General features: G+C 55.6%; 18 protein-coding genes and 1 pseudogene. 17 read left to right on the top strand and 2 right to left on the bottom strand.

Translation table 11 applies throughout. The features are described from left to right. Positions 1–174 precede the first annotated feature (174 nt). A complete protein-coding gene (gene pdxR / locus ACFOFO_RS23095; RefSeq protein ID WP_390333016.1) occupies positions 175–1,683 on the bottom strand; it encodes a MocR-like pyridoxine biosynthesis transcription factor PdxR in 1,509 nt (502 codons plus the stop codon). Positions 1,684–1,902: 219 nt separating this feature from the next. Between pdxR and ACFOFO_RS23100 the strand changes: the two genes are divergently transcribed. The 10 genes and pseudogenes from ACFOFO_RS23100 to ACFOFO_RS23145 all read left to right on the top strand — a co-directional run. After that, a complete protein-coding gene (locus ACFOFO_RS23100) occupies positions 1,903–2,706 on the top strand; it encodes a gamma-glutamyl-gamma-aminobutyrate hydrolase family protein (RefSeq protein ID WP_390327590.1) in 804 nt (267 codons plus the stop codon). A gap of 102 nt (positions 2,707–2,808) precedes the next feature. Further along, positions 2,809–4,179, top strand: a complete 1,371-nt coding sequence (locus tag ACFOFO_RS23105; protein WP_390333019.1) for a glutamine synthetase family protein — start codon at positions 2,809–2,811, stop codon at positions 4,177–4,179. 121 nt (positions 4,180–4,300) lie between these two features. Further along, entirely contained in the window at positions 4,301–5,752 is a 1,452-nt protein-coding gene (locus ACFOFO_RS23110) for an aspartate aminotransferase family protein (protein WP_390333022.1), read from the top strand. Positions 5,753–5,994: 242 nt separating this feature from the next. After that, entirely contained in the window at positions 5,995–7,110 is a 1,116-nt protein-coding gene (locus tag ACFOFO_RS23115; protein WP_390333039.1) for a polyamine ABC transporter substrate-binding protein, read from the top strand. A 103-nt stretch (positions 7,111–7,213) separates the two neighbouring features. Continuing rightward, on the top strand, positions 7,214–8,383 hold the full coding sequence (locus ACFOFO_RS23120) for an ABC transporter ATP-binding protein (RefSeq protein ID WP_390327587.1): 1,170 nt from the start codon (positions 7,214–7,216) through the stop codon (positions 8,381–8,383). Between the two features lie 10 nt (positions 8,384–8,393). Further along, positions 8,394–9,383, top strand: a complete 990-nt coding sequence (locus tag ACFOFO_RS23125; RefSeq protein ID WP_390327585.1) for an ABC transporter permease subunit — start codon at positions 8,394–8,396, stop codon at positions 9,381–9,383. Next, positions 9,380–10,222, top strand: coding sequence for an ABC transporter permease (locus ACFOFO_RS23130; protein WP_390327584.1), 843 nt, complete (start codon positions 9,380–9,382; stop codon positions 10,220–10,222). The genes ACFOFO_RS23125 and ACFOFO_RS23130 overlap by 4 nt, the downstream gene beginning before the upstream one ends. Positions 10,223–10,263: 41 nt before the next feature. Further along, positions 10,264–11,712 (top strand): DUF3138 family protein, encoded by a 1,449-nt coding sequence (locus tag ACFOFO_RS23135; protein ID WP_390333023.1) that lies wholly within the window; start codon positions 10,264–10,266, stop codon positions 11,710–11,712. 54 nt (positions 11,713–11,766) lie between these two features. Continuing rightward, positions 11,767–13,254, top strand: a complete 1,488-nt coding sequence (locus ACFOFO_RS23140; protein ID WP_390327581.1) for an aldehyde dehydrogenase — start codon at positions 11,767–11,769, stop codon at positions 13,252–13,254. Positions 13,255–13,310: 56 nt separating this feature from the next. Further along, positions 13,311–13,441: pseudogene (locus tag ACFOFO_RS23145) on the top strand (Zn-dependent hydrolase); the annotation flags it as partial. A gap of 30 nt (positions 13,442–13,471) precedes the next feature. Here the strand turns inward: ACFOFO_RS23145 and ACFOFO_RS23150 are convergent. Next, positions 13,472–14,095 (bottom strand): TetR/AcrR family transcriptional regulator, encoded by a 624-nt coding sequence (locus ACFOFO_RS23150; RefSeq protein ID WP_390327579.1) that lies wholly within the window; start codon positions 14,093–14,095, stop codon positions 13,472–13,474. A 211-nt stretch (positions 14,096–14,306) separates the two neighbouring features. Here ACFOFO_RS23150 and ACFOFO_RS23155 point away from each other — a divergent pair, with 211 nt between their 5' ends. From ACFOFO_RS23155 to ACFOFO_RS23185, 7 genes are all read left to right on the top strand, one after another. Continuing rightward, positions 14,307–15,707 carry an aspartate aminotransferase family protein gene (locus ACFOFO_RS23155; RefSeq protein ID WP_390333025.1) on the top strand — a complete coding sequence of 467 codons (1,401 nt, stop codon included), beginning with the start codon at positions 14,307–14,309 and terminating at the stop codon, positions 15,705–15,707. Between the two features lie 45 nt (positions 15,708–15,752). Next, positions 15,753–16,904: a polyamine ABC transporter substrate-binding protein gene (locus ACFOFO_RS23160; protein WP_390327578.1), complete on the top strand. Its 1,152-nt coding sequence runs from the start codon at positions 15,753–15,755 to the stop codon at positions 16,902–16,904. A 103-nt stretch (positions 16,905–17,007) separates the two neighbouring features. Further along, on the top strand, positions 17,008–18,180 hold the full coding sequence (locus ACFOFO_RS23165; RefSeq protein ID WP_390333027.1) for an ABC transporter ATP-binding protein: 1,173 nt from the start codon (positions 17,008–17,010) through the stop codon (positions 18,178–18,180). A 10-nt stretch (positions 18,181–18,190) separates the two neighbouring features. Beyond that, complete coding sequence (locus tag ACFOFO_RS23170) at positions 18,191–19,177, top strand: ABC transporter permease subunit (protein WP_390327576.1); 987 nt, start codon at positions 18,191–18,193, stop codon at positions 19,175–19,177. Continuing rightward, a complete protein-coding gene (locus ACFOFO_RS23175) occupies positions 19,174–20,016 on the top strand; it encodes an ABC transporter permease (protein ID WP_390333030.1) in 843 nt (280 codons plus the stop codon). Before ACFOFO_RS23170 ends, ACFOFO_RS23175 begins: the two co-directional genes overlap by 4 nt. A 41-nt stretch (positions 20,017–20,057) precedes the next feature. Next, a complete protein-coding gene (locus ACFOFO_RS23180) occupies positions 20,058–21,455 on the top strand; it encodes a DUF3138 family protein (RefSeq protein ID WP_390333031.1) in 1,398 nt (465 codons plus the stop codon). A 55-nt stretch (positions 21,456–21,510) separates the two neighbouring features. After that, a complete protein-coding gene (locus ACFOFO_RS23185; protein WP_390327571.1) occupies positions 21,511–22,998 on the top strand; it encodes an aldehyde dehydrogenase in 1,488 nt (495 codons plus the stop codon). Positions 22,999–23,043: the final 45 nt, after the last annotated feature.

Here is a 23,043-nt window from a genome sequence, read left to right on the forward strand (position 1 = left end):
GCTACCGCATCTGGCCCTTCAACCGAATAATCAAAGTTGCACTTCGTATCTGAATCCGCGTGACGCTTTGAAAAATACTCGGCATAGTATATGTCGTCAGGCAGTTTGCCGCAGCGGGGTGGCGCGGCTTGCTGAGCCGGACCACAGAAGCGCGGGTCAACCGCACATCCGGCTTCAGCGCCTGAGACCAGCCTGGATCACATGTGCCAGCAGTTTGCCGTAATAGACGATTTTTTCGGCTGGTACATACGCGTAACCGACCAGCAGGCCACGCCGCACCGGTGGTTCCAGGTAATAGTGGGACAGCGCGTTGACCGCGATGCCGGACTCGGCCGCCAGTCGTGCCAGCGCCTCATCGTCGACGTGGTCGGGGAATTCGACCACCAGATGCAGGCCGGATTCTTCTCCGGAAATGGGGGCGGACTGACCCAGTTGGGCCGCCAGCGTCTTGCGCAACAATTCACGCTTCGCGCCATAGGCCTGCCTGATCTTGCGGATATGCGTGGCGAAATGGCCGAGCGCGATGAAGTCGGCCAATGCGGCCTGCAGCATCAATTGGCCCGGTCGCTGCAAGTCGTAGAGTGCCGCCTTGAAGGGCTCCACCAGGGCCGGCGGCGCGACCAGGTAGCCGACCTTGATGCCAGGGTAGAGTACCTTGGAAAACGTACCCATGTAGATCACGCGGCCATGCGTATCCAGGCCTTGCAGCGCGGCCAATGGGCGGCCAGTGTAGCGGAACTCGCTGTCGTAATCGTCTTCCAGGATCCAGGCCCCCTTGCGCTGCGCCAGGTCGAGCAGCATGCGGCGCCGCGCCAGGCTCATCACCACCCCGGTTGGATATTGGTGCGACGGCGTGACATAGATCAGGCGCGGGTTGGTCGCCAGATCGGCTTCGCTCGGCGCGATGCCCTCGGCATCGACTGCGACCGGGTGCAGATTCACCTCGCAGGATTCGAATATGCGCCGCGCGCCCCAGTAACACGGGTTTTCGACCCAAGTGGTGTCGTCGACGTCGGCCAGCAGCAGCGCGCACAGATCCAGCGATTGCTGGGTGCCGGCAGTGATCATCACCTGTTCGATCGATACCTTGACCGAACGTGACACGCGCAGGTATTCGGCAATCGCGCGGCGCAGGGGCAAATAGCCGCCGGCCTGGCCGTAATCCAGCAAATCCGGGCGCGCCTCGCGCCAGACGCGATTTTGCAGCCGTTGCCACAGCTTGAACGGAAAGACCGAAAAATCGGCATCGCCAGGGGCGAACGGCTGGATTTCATAGCGCGTGCCAGCGGCAAACTCGGTCAATTGCGTGCCGCGTTTGGACAGGGTCGCGAACCCGTTGGGCGGCGTTTCCGGAACCACTTCAGCGTTGCCGTCCAGCTTGCGCTTCGGCTGCGAAGTCGATGGCAGCGAGGCCGAAACATAGGTGCCACTGCCGGTTGAGGTGATGACGAAGCCCTCGGCAGCAAGCTGTTCGAAAGCGGCAATCACGGTGTTGCGGGCGATGCCCAGCTCGCTGGCCAAGTTGCGGGTGGACGGCAGTTTGCTGCCGGCACTCAGTTGTTGCAACAGGATGGCGGTACGCGCGGCCTCGTACAGCCGTCGTTGCTGCGGCAGGCGCGGGTAGAAATCTGCCTGGGCCAGTGTGGCACCCAGTAACTCAGCGGCGGCAAGATTGGAAATCACGATAAATTAAGTGGTTCTATGAAGATAGTTAAAGTGGCACTCCCAATAATACCAAATTAGGCCTAAGATGGTTTTAATTAATTAGCTAAGGGAGAAAAGAGTCTGCCTTGCTGGCTAGAAAGTGGTGCGTTGCAACAAAAGAATTTTGCACGAAATTGGTCCCTAATGCGAAATTATCGAGCGCACATCCTTGGCCCGGACTCTTGACCCACATAAATCATGCACCGTCCACTCATCATCGTTCCCTCCTGCACCAAACATATCGACACAGATCACTATTACCTGGCCCAAATGAAGTACGTTGATGCCGTCTTGTTGGGCGCCGACTGCATGCCTTTGGTGCTACCTGCCTTTGGTGCGAAAACGGATTGGGAGGCGGTGCTGGCGGTTGCCGATGGCATTCTGCTGACCGGTTCGCCCTCGAATGTGCATCCTGAACTCTTCGGCCAACAGATATTGAAGCCGGAGTTGCCGCTGGATGCGGCGCGTGATGCGACCACGATGCCGCTGATTCTCCTGGCTGTGGAGCGCGGGATTCCGCTGTTGGCGATTTGCCGCGGCGCGCAGGAAATCAACGTCGCCCTCGGTGGCTCCTTGCATCAAGCGGTACATGAGGTGCCTGGCATGATGGACCATCGTGATGAAGATTCAGACCCGCTGGACGTGCAGTACGGCCCGGCACACCGCGTTACGCTGACGTCCGGTGGACGCATCTCCAAGATACTGAATGGCGCTAGCGAGTTGGTGGTCAACTCCCTGCATGGGCAGGGACTGGACCGTCTTGCCCCCGGCCTGTGCGTGGAAGCGCGCGCGGATGATGGTCTGGTCGAAGCGTTTAGCGTGCAGGACGCCGCTGGCTTCACGTTGGCGATGCAGTGGCATCCGGAGTGGAAGGTTACCGAAAATCCTGATTCGATGAAACTCTTCGCCGCGTTTGGCAAGGCCTGTCGGCAATATCAATTACAAAAAACAGGGAGGGGGCGCATGGAAACCTTGGGAACCTTTACGCCAGAAGTGCCGTAGCGTCGCTCGCTAGCAGCATGAGGTTGCAATACGAGCAGGCGCAGGGTGCCCGATAAGCGGGCCAGGCTCCGCGCAAGAGCAAACGAAACACGAGAGAACATTATGTCTTTACGCGAAAATTTTTCCTACAATGATATGGATCAGTGGCTCAATGAAAAGCGGGTCACTGAGATCGAATGCCTGGTGCCGGATTTGACCGGCGTCGCCCGTGGCAAAATCCTGCCACGCACCAAATTTACGCTCGAACGCGGCATGCGCATGCCGGAAGCGGTGCTCGGGATGACCGTCACGGGAAATTACCCAACCAACGACGGGCCTTATGATCGCGCCATTTCGGCCACCGATCGCGACATGATTTTGAAGGCCGATCCGAATACCATTACGCTGGTGCCATGGGCCACTGACCCGACGGCGCAGGTGATCCATGATTGCTATTTTTCCGACGGTTCACTGGTTGATTTCGCACCGCGTTCAGTGTTGCGCCGCGTGCTTAAATTGTACGCAGATAAAGGTTGGTCACCGATCGTGGCGCCAGAACTTGAGTTTTATCTGACCGCGAAAAATACCGATCCTGACTTGCCGTTGAAGCCACCGGTCGGCCGCAGCGGTCGCGCTGAAACCAGCCGCCAGATTTACAGCATCGATGCGGTCAATGAGTTCGATCCGCTGTTCGAGGATATCTACGATTACTGTGAACTGATGCAGCTCGACGTCGATACGCTGATCCATGAAATCGGCGCCGGGCAAATGGAAATAAACTTTTTGCATGGCGAGCCATTGGGTTTGGCCGACAAGGTCTTCTTCTTTAAACGCACGCTGCGCGAAGCTGCATTGAAGCATGACATGTACGCCACGTTTATGGCCAAACCGATGACCGGCGAACCGGGTTCGGCGATGCATGTACACCAAAGCGTAGTCGATTCGAAGACCGGCCTGAACATATTCAGCAACCAGGACGGCACCGCTTCAAAGGCATTTTCCCACTACATCGGCGGTCTGCAGCGTTACATGCCGTCGGCAATGGCGATCGCGGCGCCGTACGTCAATTCCTATCGCCGGATTGTCCGCCATACCGCCGCCCCGATTAACATTCAGTGGGGCATGGATAACCGGACAGTCGGCTTCCGGGTTCCCGAATCCGGGCCGCAAGATCGACGCGTCGAAAATCGCGTGATTGGAGCCGACGCCAATCCGTACCTGGCACTGGCAGTCACGCTGGCGTGTGGCTACCTCGGCATGACCGAGCAATTGGAGCCGACGCCGGTGACGAAAGGCAGCGCATACGACCTCGATTTTCAGCTGCCGCAAGGCTTGCCTGAGGCGCTGCAAGCGCTGCGGCAAGAAGACAAGTTGCGCAGCGTGCTGGGCGAGCGTTTTGTCGATGTCTATGCAGCGATCAAGGATCTGGAACACGCCGAATTCATGACCGTAATCAGTCCGTGGGAACGCGAACATCTGCTGTTGCACGTCTGATAATCATTAACAAGAGAGGCGCGGCGCTACTGTGCGTGATGAACGCACAGTGAGACGCACCGTGCGTCGCTCTTCTTGTTTCACGCTTTTATATATTAGCAACTAGAACTGAAGGTTGATCATGCATCCAAATACACTAGCCCCAATGGCTATCGTGGCACCGACTGCGCGTCAGTCCGTGGCGCAAGCCCCAGTCAATACCCGTGCGATCCAGGACTTGGACGCGGCCCATTATCTGCACCCGTTCACTGATTCCAAGGCCTTGGCCAGCCACGGTTCACGCGTCATCGTCAAAGGCGAAGGCATCTACATCTGGGATTCGGAAGGGAAACGTCTGCTCGACGGCATGTCCGGCCTGTGGTGCATGAATGTCGGCTACGGCCGCAAGAGCATTTCCGACGCGGTCTATGCACAGATGCAGCAATTGCCTTTCTACAATAGCTTTTTCCAGACTACCAACGTGCCGGCGGTGCAACTGGCCGCCAAGCTGGTCGAGATTTCGCCACCGCAATTCAATCATGTCTTTTTTACCGGTTCCGGCTCCGAGGGCAATGACACGATCGTTCGCATGGTGCGTCGCTACTGGGACTTGCAAGGTTACCAGGGTCGCCACGTCATCATCAGTCGCCACAATGCCTACCACGGCAGCACGATGGCGGGCGCGTCACTGGGCGGCATGTCCGGCATGCACGAGCAGGGTGGTTTGCCGATTCCGGGCATCGTCCATATTGGCCAGCCGTATTACCTGGAAGGTGGCAAGGGCAAGACGCCCGAAGAATTCGGTCTTGAAGCCGCTTCCTGGCTGGAGCAGAAAATCCTGGAAGTCGGTGCCGACAAGGTTGCCGCTTTCATCGGCGAGCCAGTGCAAGGTGCGGGGGGCGTCATCATCCCGCCTTCCACTTACTGGCCTGAGATTCAGCGCATCTGCGACAAATACGGTATTTTGCTGGTCGCGGACGAAGTGATTTGTGGTTTTGGTCGCCTCGGTCATTGGTTCGGCTCCGAATATTTTGGCATCAAGCCTGACCTGATGACGTTCGCCAAGGGTGTGAGCTCCGGTTATGTGCCCCTGGGTGGCGTGTTGGTCGGTGACCGGGTGGCGGATGTGCTGATCGAAAAGGGTGGTGACTTCAACCACGGCTTCACCTATTCCGGTCATCCGGTTGCCTGTGCCGCTGCCTTGGAAAACATCCGCATCATCCAGGAAGAAAAGCTGGTCGACCAGGTTCGCGAAGACACTGGCCCGTACCTGAAGCAGAAATTTGAAGCGCTGGCAGATCACCCCCTGGTCGGTGCCGCGGAAACCTGTGGTTTTGTCGCCGGTCTTGTTTTGGTGCAGAAAAAAGCGGCCAATATCCATGATTGCGTGCCATTTGATTCGACACTGGATGTCGGTATGATCTGCCGCGACCATATGTTTAACGGTGGCATGATCATGCGCGCAGTAGGCAACCGCATGATTATCGCGCCCCCGCTGGTCATGACGCATGCCGAAATTGACGAACTAGTGACCTTGATTCGCGTGTGCCTCGACGCGACTTTGGCAGATTTGACGAAGCGGGGTTTGATATAGGAGCCAATCAAGGAAATTGAGAGCACTTAAAAAGTGAACTGCCGAACTCTTGCTTGGGCTGGTATAAAAATTAATGGCGCATTCAATCTTGATAGGTCATCTGTGAAAGTGGTTCCGGCGTTCAAGCCGGGCGACTCTAACGGATAAGCAGCCAGAGCAGTGTAACTAGAAGTACTTTCATTCTGATTCAAGAGGAGACAAACATGAAGACAATGACTAAGAAGCTGAAGTTGAAGGCACAGATGGAATGGAACTTGAGAGGCCTGATTGGTGCCGCGGCATTGGGGGTAGCAGCCCTTGTTGCGGTCCCGGCCATCGCCCAATCCGAAGAGAAAATCCTCAATATCTACAACTGGTCGGACTATATCGCCGACGATACAATCAAGAATTTCGAAAAAGAGACCGGCATCAAGGTCCGCTACGACAACTTCGACAGCAATGAAATCCTGCATGCGAAGCTGGTCGCCGGCAGGACCGGTTACGATATCGTGGTCCCTTCCGCACACTGGGCACGCCTGCAAATCGACGCCGGCCTGCTGAGAAAACTAGACAAGAGCAAGATTCCTAACCTCGTCAATCTTGATCCTACTATCCAGGCGCAACTCGCCAAGCTCGATCCCAACAACGATCATCTGGTCGACTGGCTCTGGGGCTACACCACGGTCGGCATCAATGTCGATAAAGTGAAAGCCGCGCTCGGTGACCTGCCGATGCCGGAGAATGTGTTTGATCTGGTGTTCGACCCGAAATACATGGCGAAAGTGAAATCCTGTGGCGTGTCTTTCCTCGATGCCCCTTCGGAAATCGTACCGCCAGCCCTGCGCTACCTGGGAAAAAATCCTTATTCAAAAAACAGTGGCGATTACCAGGATGCGGGCCGCATGTTGCAGAAAATTCGGCCCTACGTCACGCTGTTCAGCTCCTCGGGTTATATCAATGACATGGCGAACGGGTCGATTTGCGTAGCGCTCGGCTGGTCCGGCGATATGAACATCGCCCGTCAACGCGCGATCGATGCCAAGAACGGCAACAAGATCGAGGTGCTGGTGCCGAAGAATGGTGCAACGCTATTCTTCGATACGATGGCGATTCCAAGCGATGCGCAACACCCTAATAACGCGCTGCTGTTCATGAATTACATCTTGCGTCCCGAAGTCCATGCAGGTCTGACGAACAAGGTGTTCTATGCCAATCCGAATACCGCCAGCATCAAATTCGTCAAAAAAGAGATCTCCGAGAACAAGTCAGTCTTCCTGTCCGATGCCGACAAAACGAAGATGATTGCACCGGAATCCGTGAACAACGATATCCGACGTCAAATGACGCGGCTTTACACCCAGTTCAAGACCGGACTCTGATCCCTGAGCACGTCATCCGGATACGCCGGATGACGTGTTTCGCTTTTGGCAAGACCTGAAACTCTTGCTGCAGACACCTTTATTTTTTTGTATCGAGCCTGTCATGACGTCCGCTCCTCCTACAGTATCACTATCTTCTGTCGCCATCGCACCAGCCACCGCCAACGCCGCCAGTGCGGGACAGCCGTTCCTGCACATCCGTAACCTCGTCAAGGAATTCGACGGGGTGCGGGCAGTGGATGATGTTTCTGTCACCATCAACAAAGGTGAAATTTTCGCCTTGCTGGGCAGTTCCGGCTGCGGCAAATCAACGCTGCTGCGGATGCTGGCCGGGTTTGAATCACCGACTTCCGGCCAGATTTCGCTGGCCGGGCAGGACATCGTCGGCATACCGCCTTATCAGCGCTCCATCAACATGATGTTCCAGTCCTACGCCTTGTTCCCGCACTTGTCGGTCTGGGACAACGTCGCATTCGGCTTGCGTCGTGACGGTATGCCGAAGGATGAAATCGCCGCCCGCGTCGACAAGATGCTGGACCTGGTGCAACTCAAGGCTTACGGCAAGCGCAAGCCGCACCAATTGTCCGGCGGCCAGCAACAACGGGTCGCGCTGGCGCGCAGCCTGTCCAAGCGTCCGCAGCTATTGCTGTTGGATGAGCCGCTCGGTGCGCTCGATAAAAAACTGCGCGAGCGCACGCAACTGGAACTGGTCAACATCATCGAACAGGTCGGCGTGACCTGCGTGATGGTGACGCATGATCAGGAAGAGGCGATGAGCATGGCCTCGCGTATCGCGGTGATGAGCGAAGGCCGCATTCTACAGATCGGCAAGCCGAGCGACATTTACGAAACACCGAACTGCCGCTTCGTGGCCGACTTCATCGGTAGCGTGAACCTGTTCTCCGGCAAAGTGATCGAGGATGAGCCCGACCATGTCGTCATCGCCTCGCCGGAATGCAAACACTACGTTGGGCATGGCATCACAGGGACCATCGGCATGTCGGTTTCAGTCGGCATACGGCCAGAAAAAATCTCGGTCAGCTTCGACGTTCCATCCGGGTTTGAGTCGTCCGCGACCAATTGTGTGCAAGGCGAAGTGGTTGAATTGGCCTATCTGGGCAGCTACACCGTCTATCACCTGAGATTGGCGAGCGGCATGATCCTGAAGGCGACCGCCGCCAATACCGTGCGCAATGCGACGCATCGGCCGAAGTGGGGCGATAAAGTGTATGCCAGCTGGAATGACGACGCGATGGTGGTCTTGACCCAATAAGGATGCGAACATGAAAAAATTTCTTACCCGACATGCGCTACAGCATGCGGCGAAAGGCTTCGTCACGCTCCCGGAGACTGGCGTGAGCTGGGGCGTGAGCCGCTACTCGCCGTTGCGCTGGTTAACCGGACGGCGTTTCGTCATCGGTGTGCCCTACGTGTGGCTGCTGATCTGCTTTCTGGTGCCGTTCCTGATCGTGCTGAAAATCAGCATGGCGGAGATGGAAACCGCCAACCCGTTCGGAACGCTGGTGTCCTATGTCGATGGCTTCGTCACGCTAAAGATAAAAATCACCAACTACCTTTTCATTATTCAGGACGACCTGTATTCGCTGACCTACCTCAGTTCACTGAAGTATGCGGCGATTACGACGATATTTTGTCTGACGATCGGCTATCCATTTGCGTATTTCATGGCGCGTGCGAAAGCGACGATCCGGCCGACACTGATGATGCTGGTGATGCTGCCGTTCTGGACCTCGTTCCTGCTGCGCATCTATGCATGGAAAGGGATTCTGGCGAACAACGGCCTGTTAAATCACTTCCTGATCTCGGTGGGGCTGATCGATGCACCGCTGCACATGATGAACACGTCGTTTTCGCTGATCATCGGCATGGTCTACGCTTACTTGCCATTCATGATTTTGCCGCTGTATGCGAACCTGGTGAAGATGGATGTGCGCTTTTTGGAAGCCGCCGCCGATCTCGGCGCAACGCCATGGCAGACCTTCTGGCGCATCACCGTGCCACTGTCCAAGTCTGGCGTCATCGCGGGCTCGATGCTGGTATTCATTCCCTGTGTCGGCGAATACGTGATCCCAGAATTATTGGGCGGGCCGGAGACGCTGATGATCGGTCACGTGCTATGGGATGAATTCTTTACCAACAACGACTGGCCGATGGCGTCTGCGGTCACGGTCATGGTGATTCTGCTGATTCTGGTGCCGATGGGCATTTTCAATAAATATCAGGCACAACAACACGCTGGGGGAAGAGCATGAACGGCTATCGTTGGTTTGGGCGCAGCTGGTTATCGTTGGGATACCTGTTCCTGTATATCCCGATCGTGGTGTTGATCGTGTTTTCGTTCAACAGCTCGCGTCAGGACATGATCTGGAGCGGATTTTCGACCCACTGGTATAGCGAATTGTTGCAGGACAAGGAAATCATCAGCGGATTCGTGCTGTCGCTGAAGATCGCCGTGATGGCCGCCTGTGGCTCGGTTCTATTGGGAACCTTCGCCGCCTACGTGCTGGATCGCTATCGCAACTTCGCTGGGCGCACGCTGTTTAGTGGCATGGTCAATGCACCGCTGGTGATGCCGGAAGTCATTATCGGGCTCTCGCTGTTGCTGATGCTGGTATCGGTTGAGAAGCTGTTCGGCTTTCCGGACCGCGGCATGATGACGATCTGGCTCGGTCACACGCTGCTCGGCATGGCGTATGCCACCGTGGTGGTGCAATCGCGCTTGCAAGAGATGAGCAAGTCACTGGAAGAAGCGGCGATGGACTTGGGCTGCAAGCCGCATCAAGTGTTCTTTCTGGTGACTTTGCCGAACATCACGCAAGCGCTGGCATCGGCTTGGCTACTGACTTTCACCTTGTCGCTGGACGATGTCGTGCTGTCCGAGTTCTTGACCGGGCCAGGCTATTCAACGATGCCGATCGTGATTTTTTCACGGGCGCGATTGGGACTGGACCCGCGTGTCAATGTGGTCGCTGCATTGACGATCCTGGTGGTGAGCATAGGCGTGATTGTATCGAGCCTGTATCTCGCCCGTGCCGAGCGTCTGCGGCAAAAACAGATTTCCGCTGCATTCCAGGCCGAAACGTTGCACTGAAGTCCGCACCATAACCATTTAAACGAGTCAGAGGAGACAGAATGTTTAGTTTAAAAAAAACCGTCATCGCCATCGCACTGGCGTTCCCGATTGCGGCGTCCGCCCAAAGCATGCAGGCAATCAAAGCGGAACTCGATGCGCTGAAAGCCAAGGTCCAGCAACTCGAAGGACTGGTGGATCAGGCCAACGCCAAGGCCGATAAGGCGGCCACTACCGCCAGTGCAACACCAGCTGCTGGCGGATTCGATGACGATACCCGGGCCGAGTTCAATCGCGTCAAGGTCAAATCCGAAGGCTTGGAAGACCAGATCGAGGCCAGCGGCTTCAAGGGCTTGAAAATCTCTGGCTTCATGGATCCGACCTATATTTATAACCAGCGTCAGCACACCAGCAGCTTCATTTTCATGAAGAACTTCAATGATGCGAATACCGGTGCTGGCGGCACGAATGCTGGGTATGCGTATGACAACGCGTACTTCGGTTCGGCCTTGATCAGGTTTGAGAAGGAAATGGAAGGCGGCACCAAGTGGTTGCTCGAATTGATGCCGCACAAGAGTTATGGCGATGGTGGTGGCTTTAACAGTGGTTCGATCGTCAACCAGGCCTTCGTTTCCATACCGATGGGTTCGCTCAACGATAAATTCCTGGCGGGTCAAATCGGCTCCTGGCCAGGTTATGAATATGAGCTGGGAGCTGGTGCAACTTCGAAAAAAACCATCACGAACAATTTGCTGTTCGATTTCACCGAACCGACCTTCATGACCGGTGTTGGCTATGAACATATTGCTGGCCCATGGGATTCCAAAGCCATCATCGGCAACCTGAATAATGGCCGTATCACCGACCGCCGTGCGCCAGCGCTGCACTGGCGCGTCGATTACGCCAAAGGCGAGTTCCAGGGCTTTGGTTTTTCTGGCTTGCATGGCAAGACGTCTGGCACGACTTCCGTCAATTATCTGGAGACGGATGCCTATTTCACGCGTGGCAACTTGAATTTGCAGGGCCAATTGGAAGCAGGGCTGGCAAAAGGCAGCGCCTTTAATGGCGGTGACGCCAAATGGATCGGCTTGTCGACCTTGGCCTCCTACAAAATCACGTCACGTCTGGAAGGGATCGCCCGTTTCGATTACATCAAAAATGACAAAAATGGCGGTGGTACGCCAAACCTGGTGTTCCCTGCTGGTTGCCAGACCGCTGACCTGGCGACGGACCCGACCGGTGCGACGCCAATGGCCTCCAATTGCGGTGATTATCGTAACGGCTTTGGCCCGGGCATCGACAATGCGACAGGCCTGGTTGCCGACCCTAATAAGGGTGCCAACCGCTATGCATTGACCTTGGGGCTCGATTATGCGATGACGCCAAACGCCATGTTGAAATTTGAAGTGCGACACGACCGTGCGACACAAAACACGTTCTTCGATGTCGGCTCCAGCACCTTCAAAAAAGACAATACATTGTTCGGCGCTTCTACCGTAGTCAGCTTTTAATACGCTGGATGGGCCAGTCGCTAACGGTTGGCCCCGATTAAAAAGGATATTCAAATGACGAACACACTTTGGCATGGCCGCGCTGCGGAATTGAAGTTTGATGGACGCGCCTTCATCGACGGTCATCGTGTGGCGGCGCTGTCCGGCGCAACGTTCGACTGTATTTCTCCGGTCGATGGCCGCAAGCTGGCGGATGTCGCACGCTGTGATGCGGTCGATATCGACGCGGCGGTGCTTGCCGCACGAGCTGCCTTCGAAGACCGGCGCTGGGCCGGGTTGGCGCCGGCGGTGCGCAAACGCATCATGATCAAGTTCGCCGATTTGGTGCTGCAACACCGCGATGAGCTGGCCTTGCTGGAAACACTCGACATGGGCAAGCCGATCAAATACAGCCGCAGCGTGGATGTGCCGGCGGCGGCCAATTGCATCCGCTGGTACGGCGAAGCGGTCGACAAGATTTATGACGAGATTGCCCCGACACCGGATACCTCCCTGGCGCTGATCACCCGTGAACCGGTCGGTGTGGTGGCCGCCATCGTGCCGTGGAATTACCCGATGCTGATGGCATCCTGGAAAATCGCGCCGGCACTCGCGGTCGGCAACAGCGTGGTGCTGAAGCCGTCGGAAAAGTCGCCGTTGTCCGCGTTGCGCCTGGCCGAAATCGCACTGGAAGCCGGTATTCCGCCTGGCGTGTTCAATGTGGTGCCGGGTTATGGCCATGAGGCCGGTAGCGCACTGGCCTTGCACATGGACGTCGATTGCATCGGTTTTACTGGCTCCACGCGGATTGGCAAGCAGATCATGCAATATGCAGGTCAGTCCAATCTGAAGCGGGTCTGGACCGAGCTCGGTGGCAAGTCGCCCAACATCGTCTGTGCCGATTGTCCCGATCTGGATGCTGCCGTGCAAGCGGCGGTGGGTTCGATCTACTTCAATCAGGGCGAGAGCTGCAACGCGCCGTCACGCTTGTTCGTGGAGGAATCGATCAAGGATCAATTCATTGCGAAAGCGCTGGCGCTGGTACCGAATTTCCAGCCGGGCGACCCACTGGATGAGGCGACCGTGATGGGCGCCATCGTCGACCATATCCAGCTGAGCTCGGTGATGGGCTTTATCGAATCGGGCAAGGCGGAAGGCGCGCAACTGCTGGCAGGCGGACAGCAGGTCCGCACCGAGAGCGGCGGCTATTACATCGAGCCGACACTATTCGATAACGTCAACAGCACGATGAAGATCGCGCGCGAAGAGATTTTCGGGCCGGTCTTGTCGGTGCTCGGCTTCACCGATTTGAACGACGCGATCCGCGAAGCGAATGCCACCCCCTTCGGTTTGCAAGCCGGCGTCTGGACTTCCAATATCAGCAAGGCGCATCATGCGGCACGCACCTTGCGGGTCGGCACGGTGCACGTCAACCAGTACGACGAAGATGACATGACGGTGCCATTCGGTGGCTACAAGCAATCCGGTAACGGGCGCGACAAGTCTTTGCACGCGTTCGACAAATACACTGAATTGAAGACCACCTGGATCAAGCTCGGTTAAGCAGTTTGCGCCCTCGAAAATTTAAAACAGCACGGCGGGCATGTAATGCCCGTCTGGGCACGCCATCGGGGCGCAACAATGCACTGGCGCCGATCATGACCGGCAGCCATGTTGATACGCAACCGACTGGCGGCAAATTTGACGGTTGCTTGGAGTATTGGCCGGCTTGGAAAGAATGACCTGCCTTGTCTTGCCGCAGCGCCAGTAGCATGACGCCTCAACTCGTCTTCTGGTTATCCATGCAACAAAGCCCTTGTGCTGCCTTGATCAATTGTTTGAGTGCTCGCGTCGAGCGCTCTTCAACCGGGTCAACCAAATATTGAAGAATCAAACCATCCATGCCGGCGACTACGAAGCGCGCCAGATCGGCGAGATCAATCGCCGGCGGGGCTTCTGCATTGCCCAGCCCCTGACGAAACGCATCCTCATATAGCTTGCAGTACGAGTCATACTGAAATTTTGCGAGTGATTGCGCGTCCTCGTTGCGCAAGGTATATAGCGTCAGTTCATATTGCAGGATTTGAATATTGCGCGTCATTTGGATCAACCGCCAAGAATTGCTAATGACACTCTCGATGCAGGTCTTGATATCCAATTGCTGCGTCAGGTCAGCGCGCAATGCCTGGCTCATCTGCGCAATGATCGATTCCAACGCGCCGATTAACAGCGCGTCTTTATTCTCAAAATAGTAGTGCAGGGTGGCCAGATTGACACCAGCTTTCGCCGCAATCTTTCTGGTTGTCACCGCTGCTAAGCCGGACTCTACCAAGGCGTCCACCGCGCCTTGAATAATCTGCTCTTTAAGCTGTTCTCTTCTTTCTATACCTCGGGGGCGTGCCATGACTGCTCCATTGCAATGACCGGTCGGTCAGTTTTGATGGCGCGATGATACCATCAAAAAATAAGTCGGTCGAATGATTTAATCGCTTGACTTATATTTTGCGAGTACCTAATATTGCTACAAGTTGGTCGCGTGACCAAATAATTAGAACGCAATACGACGACCTCGCTTAAATTTATATGCGTACATAGAAAGTAGAAAGGAAAACAATATGAACATGCGCGAAAGCATTAATACCCAGCGTTTACAAGCGTTGGATTCCGCCCATCATTTGCACCCATTTGCCGATTATCGTTTGAAGGATAGCCAGATTTCACGGGTAATCGTGAAGGGCGAGGGCGCCTATATCTGGGATTCGGAAGGCAATCGTCTGCTCGACGGTATGGCCGGCTTGTGGTGCATGAATGTCGGCTACGGTCGTAAAAGCATCGCCGACGCAGTGCATGCGCAGATGCTGCAATTGACCTACTACAACAGTTTCTTCCAGACCACGCACGTGCCAGCGGTCGAGCTGGCTGCAAAACTGGTCCAAATTTCGCCGCCGCAGTTCAATCACGTGTTTTTTGTCGGTTCCGGATCCGAAGGCAACGACACCATCGTCCGTTTGGTGCGCCACTATTGGGACAAGCAGGGCAGCCCGGAGCGTCAGGTGATTATCAGTCGCCTCAACTCCTATCACGGCAGCACGATGGCGGGCGCGTCTCTGGGCGGTTGGCCCAGCATGCATAAGCAGGGTGGGCTGCCAATTCCGGGCATCGTTCATATCGGCCAACCTTCGTATCTGGAAGGCGGCAAGGGTAAGACGCCGGAAGAGTTTGGGCTGGAAGCCGCTTCCTGGCTGGAACACAAAATTCTCGAAGTCGGCGCCGACAAAGTTGCCGCGTTTATCGGCGAGCCAGTGCAGGGTGCTGGCGGGGTCATCGTTCCACCGTCGACCTACTGGCCGGAAATCCAGCGCATCTGCAACAAATACGGCATTTTGCTGGTTGCCGACGAGGTGGTCTGCGGTTTCGGACGTCTCGGCCACTGGTTCGGTTCCGAATACTTCGGCATCAGCCCGGACTTGATCACATTCGCGAAGGGCGTGACTTCCGGTTACGTGCCACTCGGCGGTGTATTGGTTGGTGACCGCGTGGCAAATGCGCTGATTGAAAAGGGTGGCGAATTCAATCATGGCTATACCTACTCCGGTCACCCGATTGGTTGCGTCGCCGCACTGGAAAACATCCGCATTCTAGAAGAAGAAAAAATAGTCGACCGAGTGCGTACCGATAGCGGCCCTTATTTGCAGAAAAAATTCGAGGCGCTGGCATCGCATCCTTTGGTCGGTAGTGCGGAGACCATCGGCTTCCTGGGTGGTTTAAATCTGGTGAAGCATAAGGGTGCAACGGTGCATGAGCACATCCCATTTGAGTCGGCACTGAGCGTGGGCATGATCTGCCGCGCGCATATGTTCGACAGTGGCGTGATCATGCGCGCGATTCCAGGCGATCGTCTGTTGATGTCGCCGCCGCTGACGCTAACTCACGCGGAAATCGACGAAATGATCAAATTAATTGGCTTGGGTCTGGATCAGACTTTGGCGGATTTGAAGCAGCGGGGATGGGTTTAAAACGACTTGATTGATCTATATAAATTGATTCTGGAGGGGACAAAAATGAACAAATCGACATGGAAACAGCAGTTACACAAACACATAAGCTGCAATTTGACGAAGGTGGCTGTTGCGGCGGCGTTCGGCGCTGCTACATTGGCCACCATGCCAGCGATGGCGGCAGAAGAAAAAGTTCTCAACGTTTTTAACTGGTCAGAATTCATTGCCGATGACACGATTAAAAACTTTGAAAAGGAGACCGGTATCAAGGTCCGCTATGACAACTACGATAGTAACGAAATTTTGCATGCTAAATTGACCGCCGGGAAAACTGGTTACGATATTGTGGTGCCGGCGGCGCACTGGGGCAATCTGCAAATCCAGGGCGGCCTGCTACGCAAAGTAGACAAGAGCAAGCTGCCAAATTTGTCTAATCTGGATCCGGCGATTGAGGCGCAATTGTCGAAGCTCGATCCGGGCAATGAGTACCTGGTTCCCTGGTTGTGGGGTTTCACCACGGTCGCGATCAACACCGCCAAGGTGAAGGCCGCGCTCGGTGACTTGCCGATGCCGGAGAATCCTTGGGATCTGGTGTTCGACGTTAAATATATATCGAAGCTGAAGTCGTGCGGCGTGTCTTTCCTCGATGCGCCGTCCGACATTCTGCCGGCAGCACTCGCGTACATCGGTAAGGATCCGTTTTCTAAAAATGCATCCGATTACCTGGAAGCCGGACGTATGTTGCAGAAGGTCCGTCCGTACGTGACCTTGTTTAGCACGCTGGGCTACATTGAGGATATGACCAACGGCTCACTTTGCGCGACGATTGCATGGTCGGGTGATATGAACGTCGCGCGTCACCGTGCGATCGAAGCGAAGAACGGCAACGATATTGTCACGCTGATACCAAAAACTGGCGGCGTGCTGTTCTTCGACACCATGGCGATCCCGGCCGATGCACCGCATCCGGAAAACGCGCATCTGTGGATGAACTACATCATGCGTCCGGACGTGCATGCGAATCTGACCAATAAGGTGTTCTATGCAACACCGAATGCGGCCAGCCGCAAGTTCGTGAAAAAGGAATTGAACGAGGACAAGACGATATTTTTGTCCGACGCCGACTTGAAAAAAATGGTCGCGCCGGTATCGTTGAATAACGATCTGCGTCGAGTCGCGACACGCGTCTACGTTCAATTCAAGACTGGGCGCTAGTGCGCCGAGTGCGTCATCGCCTTGCTTCGGATGACGCACGCAATCGCCCAGACCTGAAACCTTGGTTCCAGACACCCTCACATTTTTTCGTATCGAGCCTGTCATGACGTCCGTTCCACCAGCCATACCACTATCTTCCGTGGGGATCGCCCCTGCCGCCGCCACCGCCGCCAACGATATCAGCGCGGGGCAACCGTTCCTGCTGATCAAAAACCTCGTCAAGGAATTTGACGGCGTACGAGCAGTCGACGAAGTTTCCGTCACCATCAATAAAGGCGAAATCTTTGCGCTGCTGGGCAGTTCCGGCTGCGGCAAATCGACCTTGCTCCGGATGCTGGCCGGGTTTGAATCACCGACTTCCGGCCAGATTTCGCTGGCTGGAGAAGACGTTGTCGGCATACCGCCTTATCAGCGCTCCATCAACATGATGTTTCAATCGTATGCACTGTTCCCGCATTTGTCGGTATGGGACAACGTCGCTTTCGGCTTGCGTCGTGACGGTATGCCGAAGGATGAAATCGCCGCCCGCGTCGACAAGATGCTGGACCTGGTGCAACTCAAGGCTTATGGCAAGCGCAAGCCGCACCAATTGTCCGGCGGCCAGCAACAACGGGTCGCGCTGGCGCGCAGCCTGTCCAAGCGTCCGCAATTATTGCTGCTGGATGAGCCGCTCGGTGCGCTCGACAAAAAACTGCGTGAGCGCACGCAACTTGAGCTGGTCAACATCATCGAACAGGTCGGCGTGACCTGCGTGATGGTGACGCATGATCAGGAAGAGGCGATGAGCATGGCCTCGCGTATCGCGGTGATGAGCGAAGGCCGCATTCTGCAGATCGGCAAGCCGAGCGATATTTACGAAACCCCGAACTGCCGCTTCGTGGCCGACTTCATCGGCAGCGTCAATTTATTCTCCGGCAAAGTGATCGAAGACGAACCGGACCACGTGATCATCGAGTCACCGGAATGCCGTCACTACGTCGGGCACGGCATCACCGGCACTACTGGGATGTCGGTCTCGGTCGGCATACGTCCGGAAAAAATCTCGGTCGGCTTCGACGCGCCCGAAGCGCAATCCACCATCAACTGTGTGCAAGGCGAAATTCTCGAGCTCGCCTATATGGGCAGTTACACCGTGTATCACCTGAAATTGGCAAGCGGCATGATCCTGAAAGCGACCGCCGCCAATACCGTGCGCAATGCGACGCACCGGCCGAAATGGGGCGACAAAGTCTTCGCCAACTGGAATGACGACGCGATGGTGGTCTTGACCCAATAAGGACATTCACATGAAACAGTTTCTTACTCGCCACCTGCTACCGCAGGCGGCGCAGGGCTTTGTCGCGCTCCCGGATGCCAATCCTAGCGCGGCGCTCACGCAGCGCTCCCCATTGCGCGGACTCAGCGGTCGTCGGTGGGTGATTGGTGTGCCCTACTTATGGCTGGCGTTTACTTTCTTGCTGCCATTCCTGCTGGTGTTGAAGATCAGCATGGTCGAAATGGAACTCGGCAATCCATTTGGCAACATGGTGTCGTATGTCGACGGTATTTTGAAGCTGAAGCTGAAGCTGAGCAATTACCTGTTCATCTTGCAGGATGATCTATACGTACTGACTTACATCAGTTCACTGAAGTATGCGGCGACCACCACCTTATGTTGTTTGGCGATCGGCTACCCATTCGCATACTTCATGGCGCGTGCCAAAGCGAGCATCCGGCCGACCCTGATGATGCTGGTGATGTTGCCGTTCTGGACTTCGTTCCTGCTGCGTATCTATGCTTGGAAAGGGATCCTGGCGAACAACGGTTTGCTGAATAACTTCCTGCTGTCGATCGGTGTCATTGATGCGCCGCTGCACATGATGAATACGCCGCTCTCGCTCATGCTCGGGATGACCTACGCCTACCTGCCGTTCATGGTCCTGCCGCTGTATGCGAACCTGGTGAAGATGGATATCCGTTTTCTGGAGGCGGCAGCCGACCTCGGTGCGACACCGTGGCAAACCTTCTGGCGCATCACGGTACCGCTCTCGAAATCCGGCATCGTCGCCGGCTCGATGCTGGTATTCATTCCCTGCATCGGCGAATACGTGATTCCGGAATTGCTGGGCGGGCCGGAGACTTTCATGATCGGTCACGCCCTATGGGATGAATTTTTCACCAACAACGATTGGCCGATGGCATCCGCCGTCACCGTAGTGGTGATTCTGCTGATCCTGGTGCCGATTGGGATCTTCAACAAATATCAGTCTGAGCAACAAGAGGGGCGCGCATGAACGGTTATCGTTTATTCGGTAGAACCTGGCTCTCGGCCGGGTACTTATTTCTGTATATCCCGATCGTGATGTTGATCGTGTTTTCGTTCAACAGTTCGCGCCAGAGCATGGTGTGGAGCGGGTTTACACTGCACTGGTATCACGAACTGGCGAACGATGCTGAAATTATCACGGGTTTTGGATTGTCGCTACGGATTGCACTGATGACTGCCTGCTCATCGGTAGTACTGGGCACTTTCGCCGCGTATGTATTGGACCGCTATCGCCGCTTCAATGGCCGCACGCTGTTTAGCGGCATGGTCAACGCACCGCTGGTGATGCCAGAAGTGATTATCGGCTTGTCGCTACTGCTGATGCTGGTATCGATCGAGAGGTTGTTTGGTTTTCCGCAGCGCGGCGTCCTGACGATCTGGCTCGGCCACACCTTGCTCGGGATGGCATATGCCACGGTGGTGGTGCAGTCGCGCTTGCGAGAGATGAGAAAATCGCTCGAAGAAGCGGCGATGGATTTGGGCTGCCGGCCGCATCAAGTGTTCTTTCTGGTGACCCTGCCCAACATCACGCAGGCACTCGCCTCCGCCTGGCTGCTGACCTTTACCTTGTCGCTGGATGACGTGGTGCTGTCCGAGTTCCTGACCGGGCCGGGTTATTCGACGATGCCGATCGTGATTTTTTCCCGTGCGCGTTTGGGGCTCGATCCGCGTGTGAATGCGATCGCGACGCTGACGATATTGGTTGTCAGCACCGGCGTGATTTTGTCGAGCATCTATATCGCGCGCGCTGAGCGGCTGCGCCAAAAACAAATTTCTACAGCATTCCAGGCGGGAGCCTCGAATTGAAGTCCGCACCACCACTAACCATACGAACAAGAGGAGACACTATGCAGACATTAAAAAAAATCGTGATTGCTATCGCGCTGGCGTTCCCAGCCGTTGCCATTGCCCAAAATGCGCAGGAAATGAGGGCTGAACTCGACGCATTGAAGTCGAAGGTGAAGCAGCTGGAAACGATGGTAGATCAAGTGAGTGCGAAAGCCAACAGATCCGTCATTGTCGATGGGTTTGATGCAGACACACGGGCCGAGTTAACTCGTACGCGTGTCAAGACCGAAGCGACGGAAGATCAGATGGAAGCGAGTGGTTTCAAGGGCTTGAAAGTTTCTGGTTTCATCGATCCGACTTATATCTATAACCAGCGCCAGAAAACCAGCAGCTTCGTGTTCATGAAAAATTTCGGCGATCGGAATGGCGATGGCAGCGTGCCCGGTTCATCAACTGTCTACGGATACGACAACGCATTTTTTGGAACAGGCTTAATTCGATTTGAGAAAGAAATGGAAGGCGGCACCAAGTGGCTGCTGGAATTGATGCCGCATAAGAGCTACGGTGACGCGGCCGGATTTAACGCCGGCTCTATCGTGAACCAGGCCTATGTGACATTGCCGACCGGGGTCGGCAAGGACAAGTTCTACGCCGGTCAAGTTGGTTCTTGGATGGGCTATGAATATGAATTGCCCACCGCAAAAAAAACCATTACCAATAATCTGTTGTTCGATTTCACCGAGCCGGCGGCGTTCATGACGGGCCTCGGCTACGAGCATGTCGACGGCGCATGGGATGCGAAAGCCATCGTCGGTAATTTGAATAACGGTCGCGTTACTGACCGTCGGGCACCGGCGCTCCACTGGCGTGTCGATTACATCCCTGGCGAATATTGGGGTGTTGGCGCGTCCGGTGTGCACGGCAAGACATCCGGCACCACGTCGGTCAATTACGCTGATATCGACACCTTCTTCATACGCGGTGACTGGTCCCTCTTTGGCCAGGTGGAAGCAGGCCTGGCAAAAGGCCATGCGTTTGACGGCAGGGATAGCAGATGGGTCGGCCTGTCGGGTTTGGCTGCTTATAAATTCACGCCGAGTTTAGAGGGCATCGTCCGTCTCGATTACATCAAAAACGACAAGAACGGCGGCGGTACCCCCAACTTGTTATCGTCTGGTACTTGCCAAGCGGATAGCGGTCCAACGGCATGTGGCGATTACCGCAATGGTTTTGGACCAGGCATCGATAACACAACCGGGCTGATCAACGACCCGAACAAAGGCGCCAATCGCTATGCGCTGACCTTGGGGCTCGATTATGCGATGACTGCAAACGCGATGTTGAAATTTGAAGTGCGATACGACCGCGCGACACAAAACACGTTCTTCGATGTCGGCTCCAGCACCTTCAAAAAAGACAATACATTGTTCGGCGCTTCTACCGTAGTCAGCTTTTAATACGCTGGATGGGGCCAATCGCCAAAGGTTGGCCCCGATTAAAAAGGATATTCAAATGACGAACACACTTTGGCATAGCCGCGCTGCGGAGTTGAAGTTTGACGGACGCGCTTTCATCGACGGTCATCGTGTGGCGGCGCAGTCGGGGGCGACATTCGACTGTATTTCGCCAATCGATGGCCGCAGGCTGACCACTGTGGCGCGCTGTGATCAGGCCGACGTCGACGCTGCGGTCCAAGTCGCGCGGCGCGCATTCAACGATAGACGCTGGGCTGGACTGGCGCCAGAAGAACGTAAGCGCAGCCTGATCAAATTCGCCGATTTGATGGTGAAGTATGGCGACGAATTGGCGCTGCTGGAAACGCTCGACATGGGCAAGCCGATCAAGTACAGCCGTAGCGTCGATGTGCCGGCGGCGGCCAACTGCATCCGCTGGTACGGCGAAGCGGTCGATAAAATGTACGATGAAATCGCCCCCACCGCCGACACCTCGTTAGCGCTGATCACGCGCGAACCGGTCGGTGTGGTGGCCGCCATCGTGCCGTGGAATTATCCGCTACTAATGGCTGCCTGGAAAATCGCGCCAGCCTTGGCGGTCGGCAACAGCGTCATCCTGAAACCCTCGGAAAAGTCGCCGCTCTCGGCCTTGCGCCTGGCCGAAATTGCGCTGGAAGCCGGTATTCCGCCCGGCGTGTTCAACGTGGTGCCGGGTTATGGCCATGAGGCCGGCAGCGCACTGGCATTGCACATGGATGTCGATTGCATCGGCTTTACCGGCTCTACCAGTGTCGGTAAGAAAATCATGCAATATGCGGGACAATCGAATTTAAAACGGGCATGGACCGAACTCGGCGGCAAGTCGCCGAATATCGTCTGTGCCGATTGCCCCGACCTGGATGTAGCAGTGCGGGCCGCGGTTGGTGCGCTCTACTTCAACCAGGGAGAGAGCTGCAATGCGCCGTCGCGCCTTTTTGTCGAAGCGTCGATCAAGGAAAAATTTCTGGACAAGGCATTGTCCTTGATTCCGGACTTTGCGCCAGGTGACCCGCTCGACGAAGCGACGGTGATGGGCGCGATAGTTGATCAAGTGCAATTGAATACCGTACTGGGCTACATCGAATCTGGTAAAGCAGAGGGCGCGCAGTTGCTTGCCGGCGGCATGCAAGTCCGTATGCAAACCGGTGGTTTTTATGTCGCGCCGACCTTGTTTAGCAATGTCGACAGTTCGATGAAAATTGCACGTGAAGAAATTTTCGGTCCGGTGTTGTCGGTGTTTGGTTTCACCGACCTGGATCAAGCGATCCGCGAGGCAAATGCCACGCCGTATGGTTTGCAGGCGGGCGTCTGGACTGCCAACATCAACAAGGCACACCATGTGGCGCGCGCGCTGCGGGTTGGCACCGTGCACGTGAATCAGTATGCGGAGGATGACATCACGGTGCCGTTCGGTGGTTGTAAACAATCGGGTAATGGGCGCGACAAGTCCTTGCATGCGTTCGACAAGTACACCGAATTGAAGACTACCTGGATTAAGCTCGGGTAAGTAAATCTCCTGGGGCTTACGCAAAATCCGATTTATAGTAATGCG

This window comes from Pseudundibacterium arcticum (assembly GCF_042646465.1).
Lineage (GTDB): Bacteria > Pseudomonadota > Gammaproteobacteria > Burkholderiales > Burkholderiaceae_D > Undibacterium_A > Undibacterium_A arcticum.

Excerpts from the sequence above, each read along its gene's own strand:
- ACFOFO_RS23100 (WP_390327590.1), top strand. The coding sequence starts at position 1,903 with ATGCACCGTCCACTCATCATCGTTCCCTCCTGCACCAAACATATCGAC.
- ACFOFO_RS23105 (WP_390333019.1), top strand. The coding sequence starts at position 2,809 with ATGTCTTTACGCGAAAATTTTTCCTACAATGATATGGATCAGTGGCTC.
- ACFOFO_RS23110 (WP_390333022.1), top strand. The coding sequence starts at position 4,301 with ATGCATCCAAATACACTAGCCCCAATGGCTATCGTGGCACCGACTGCG.
- ACFOFO_RS23115 (WP_390333039.1), top strand. The coding sequence starts at position 5,995 with ATGGAATGGAACTTGAGAGGCCTGATTGGTGCCGCGGCATTGGGGGTA.
- ACFOFO_RS23120 (WP_390327587.1), top strand. The coding sequence starts at position 7,214 with ATGACGTCCGCTCCTCCTACAGTATCACTATCTTCTGTCGCCATCGCA.
- ACFOFO_RS23125 (WP_390327585.1), top strand. The coding sequence starts at position 8,394 with ATGAAAAAATTTCTTACCCGACATGCGCTACAGCATGCGGCGAAAGGC.
- ACFOFO_RS23130 (WP_390327584.1), top strand. The coding sequence starts at position 9,380 with ATGAACGGCTATCGTTGGTTTGGGCGCAGCTGGTTATCGTTGGGATAC.
- ACFOFO_RS23135 (WP_390333023.1), top strand. The coding sequence starts at position 10,264 with ATGTTTAGTTTAAAAAAAACCGTCATCGCCATCGCACTGGCGTTCCCG.
- ACFOFO_RS23140 (WP_390327581.1), top strand. The coding sequence starts at position 11,767 with ATGACGAACACACTTTGGCATGGCCGCGCTGCGGAATTGAAGTTTGAT.
- ACFOFO_RS23150 (WP_390327579.1), bottom strand. The coding sequence starts at position 14,095 with ATGGCACGCCCCCGAGGTATAGAAAGAAGAGAACAGCTTAAAGAGCAG.
- ACFOFO_RS23155 (WP_390333025.1), top strand. The coding sequence starts at position 14,307 with ATGAACATGCGCGAAAGCATTAATACCCAGCGTTTACAAGCGTTGGAT.
- ACFOFO_RS23160 (WP_390327578.1), top strand. The coding sequence starts at position 15,753 with ATGAACAAATCGACATGGAAACAGCAGTTACACAAACACATAAGCTGC.
- ACFOFO_RS23165 (WP_390333027.1), top strand. The coding sequence starts at position 17,008 with ATGACGTCCGTTCCACCAGCCATACCACTATCTTCCGTGGGGATCGCC.
- ACFOFO_RS23170 (WP_390327576.1), top strand. The coding sequence starts at position 18,191 with ATGAAACAGTTTCTTACTCGCCACCTGCTACCGCAGGCGGCGCAGGGC.
- ACFOFO_RS23175 (WP_390333030.1), top strand. The coding sequence starts at position 19,174 with ATGAACGGTTATCGTTTATTCGGTAGAACCTGGCTCTCGGCCGGGTAC.
- ACFOFO_RS23180 (WP_390333031.1), top strand. The coding sequence starts at position 20,058 with ATGCAGACATTAAAAAAAATCGTGATTGCTATCGCGCTGGCGTTCCCA.
- ACFOFO_RS23185 (WP_390327571.1), top strand. The coding sequence starts at position 21,511 with ATGACGAACACACTTTGGCATAGCCGCGCTGCGGAGTTGAAGTTTGAC.